The organism is Ideonella alba (assembly GCF_018069845.1).
Lineage (GTDB): Bacteria > Pseudomonadota > Gammaproteobacteria > Burkholderiales > Burkholderiaceae_C > Ideonella > Ideonella alba.
In genome coordinates this window covers 1-2,325 of record NZ_JAGQDD010000042.1, presented here as the reverse complement: position 1 = coordinate 2,325, position 2,325 = coordinate 1, and the positions used below count along the sequence as shown (strand labels likewise).

Sequence of the window (2,325 nt, the reverse complement as noted above, 5' to 3'; positions counted from 1 at the left end):
TGTCAATGGCGCCGTACTTTTCCCCATTTCGGGCGGACGAATTTTCCCCACCCAAGCGACCAGGGTCCTCAGCCCGGGATGGAGGCGATGGGCTCCTTGCGTGGCCGTCCAGGCCGGCGCTTTATCGGGATGGCGGCGCCGGGATCGCTGAGCGCATGGCGCGTGCGCATGTGCTCGGGTATCAACGCCGCGTGCTCACGCAGCCGGTACGAGTTGCCCTCGATCGGGATGACCACGGCATGGTGCAGCAGCCGGTCCAGAAGCGCCGTGGCGACCACTGCGTCGCCGAAGATGTCGGCCCACTCGCCGAAGCCTCGGTTGCCCGTCATGATCATTGCGCAGCGCTCGTAGCAGGCGTTGACGAGCTGGAAGAAGAGGTTGCCGCCACCGGAGCCCACCGGGAGGTAGCCGATCTCGTCGACGATCAGCAGGCTGTAGCGGCTCAGGAACTTCACCCGGTCCCTGAGCTTGCCCTCGCGCTCGGCCTTGCGCATGGAGTCCACCAGCTCGGCCAGGGTGGCGAAGAACACGCTCTTGCCGGCCTTGACCGCCTCGAAGCCCAGCGCGATCGCCAGGTGGCTCTTGCCGGTGCCCGGCGGGCCCAGGAAGTGCACGCACTGGCGCCGCTCGACGAAGTCCAGGTCCGCCAGTGCCAGCACCCGGTTGCGGTCCAGGCTGGGCTGGAAGCTGAAGTCGTAGCCCGAGATCGTCTTGACGGTGCTCAGCCGGGCGGTCTGCAGCGCCATCTTGATGCGCCGGCTCTCCCGGGTGCTGTACTCCTCGCCCAGCAGCGCCTCGATGGCCTCCAGCGCCGTGACCTCGCCCTGCTCGATGCGCGCGAGTGTCGTCTGCAGCGCTTCCAGCGCCCGCGGCATCTTCAGCCCCACCAGGTGACGCCGGATGCGATCGGTGGTGTTGGGAGGGGTGTTGCTGCTCATCGGCTGCCTCCCAGGTGCCTGGCGATCTGCTCGTACACGCCCAGCGACCGGGTGGCCACCGCGTGCCCAGGCATGAGGCGCAGCGCCGGGCGCTCGGTGCGCTGCGCGGCGCGCACGACTTGCCGGTGCCCAGGCAGCACCGAGCGCTGCTTGCGGCCGTGCAGCAGCGCATGCACGGCGATGAGCTTGCCGTCCTCCAGGATGCGCACCTGGTCGGCCGTGGTCTGCACCTCCACCACCCGGGCGCGGGTGCCGTCGGGCACGCTGTAGTAATTGCCCAGAACGCTGACGCAGCCCTCGTGGCTGAGCCGTCGTTGCACATGCAGCACCGCCTCGAAGCGGCCGGCGGGCAACGGCTGCAAGGCCTTGCGCTCCTCATCGAAGTGCTGCGCGACGATGCGCTCGGTGGTGCCGTGGCGGCGGGCGTTGGCCACCCCGTCGAGCCACTGGCGCAACTGGCGGTTCATGTCGCCGATGTCGGCGAAGTGGCGCGCCATGAAGAAGTCGGCCCGGATGTAGCGGTACGGCCGCTCGACCTTGCCCTTGGTCTTGGCGCGGTACGGCTGGCAGGCACGAGGCACGAAGCCGTAGTGTGTGCCCATGGCCAACAGCTTGGCGTTGTAGACCACGCCGCGGCCGCCCTCGGGCTCGCCGAGCACGGCTGTCTTCATGCGGTCGTACAGGATCTCCCTTGGGGTGCCCCCGAAGTGCTCGAAGGCCTCCATGTGGCAGCGCAGCAGCGTGGGCAGATCCTGATGCAGCACGAACTGCGCCCACAGGTAGCGGCTGTGGCCCAGCACGATGGCGAACAGCCACACCTTGCGTTCGCCCTCCTCGCCGGCGAAGTGCACGCGGAACTCCGCGAAGTCGACCTGCGCCTGATGGCCGGGCGCCGTCTCGAAGCGAACCTCGAAGGTCGGCGCGCGAGGCGGCCGCACCCGGCGGATGACTTCCTTGAGGATGGTGTAGCTGCCTGCGTAGCCTTGCTCGCGGATCTCGCGCAGCAGTCGCTGGCCGGTGAGCTCGGGCCAGGCGGCCAGACGCTCACGCAGGTACGGCTCGAAGGGCGCGACCAGGCTCGGTCGCGGTGGTCGCGGCGAGTACCTGGGTGGCAGCGCGCCACGCTCGATGTACTTGCGTACCGTCTTGCGGTCCAGGCCCGTGCGCTGCGCAATGGCCGAGACCGACAGGCCTTGCTGGTGCAAGTCCAGGATCATGATCAACCCAATCAAATCGACCACCGGCTCCCCCGCATGCAGCACCCACAGGCGCCCATGCTCGGGTCGGCGGCCGCGCGCAGCCGGGCCTCGGCCCGGCTGCGCGCGAAGGATCAGACTGGGGAAATTTCAACCGCCCGATCTGGGGAGTATTCGACCGGCGGTGACAA

Annotated in this window: 2 protein-coding genes; both read right to left on the bottom strand. The window is 68.7% G+C overall.

Features of this window, described 5'->3' with window-relative positions:
- Positions 1–68: 68 nt before the first annotated feature.
- Positions 69–938, bottom strand: coding sequence for an IS21-like element helper ATPase IstB (gene istB / locus KAK03_RS24640; RefSeq protein WP_210857333.1), 870 nt, complete (start codon positions 936–938; stop codon positions 69–71).
- Positions 935–2,179: an IS21 family transposase gene (gene istA / locus KAK03_RS24635; RefSeq protein ID WP_210857332.1), complete on the bottom strand. Its 1,245-nt coding sequence runs from the start codon at positions 2,177–2,179 to the stop codon at positions 935–937. The genes istB and istA overlap by 4 nt, the downstream gene beginning before the upstream one ends.
- Between the last annotated feature and the right edge of the window lie 146 nt (positions 2,180–2,325).

What these genes read in the sequence shown, in the direction of transcription:
- istB (WP_210857333.1), bottom strand. Translation starts at nt 938, where the DNA reads ATGAGCAGCAACACCCCTCCCAACACCACCGATCGCATCCGGCGTCAC.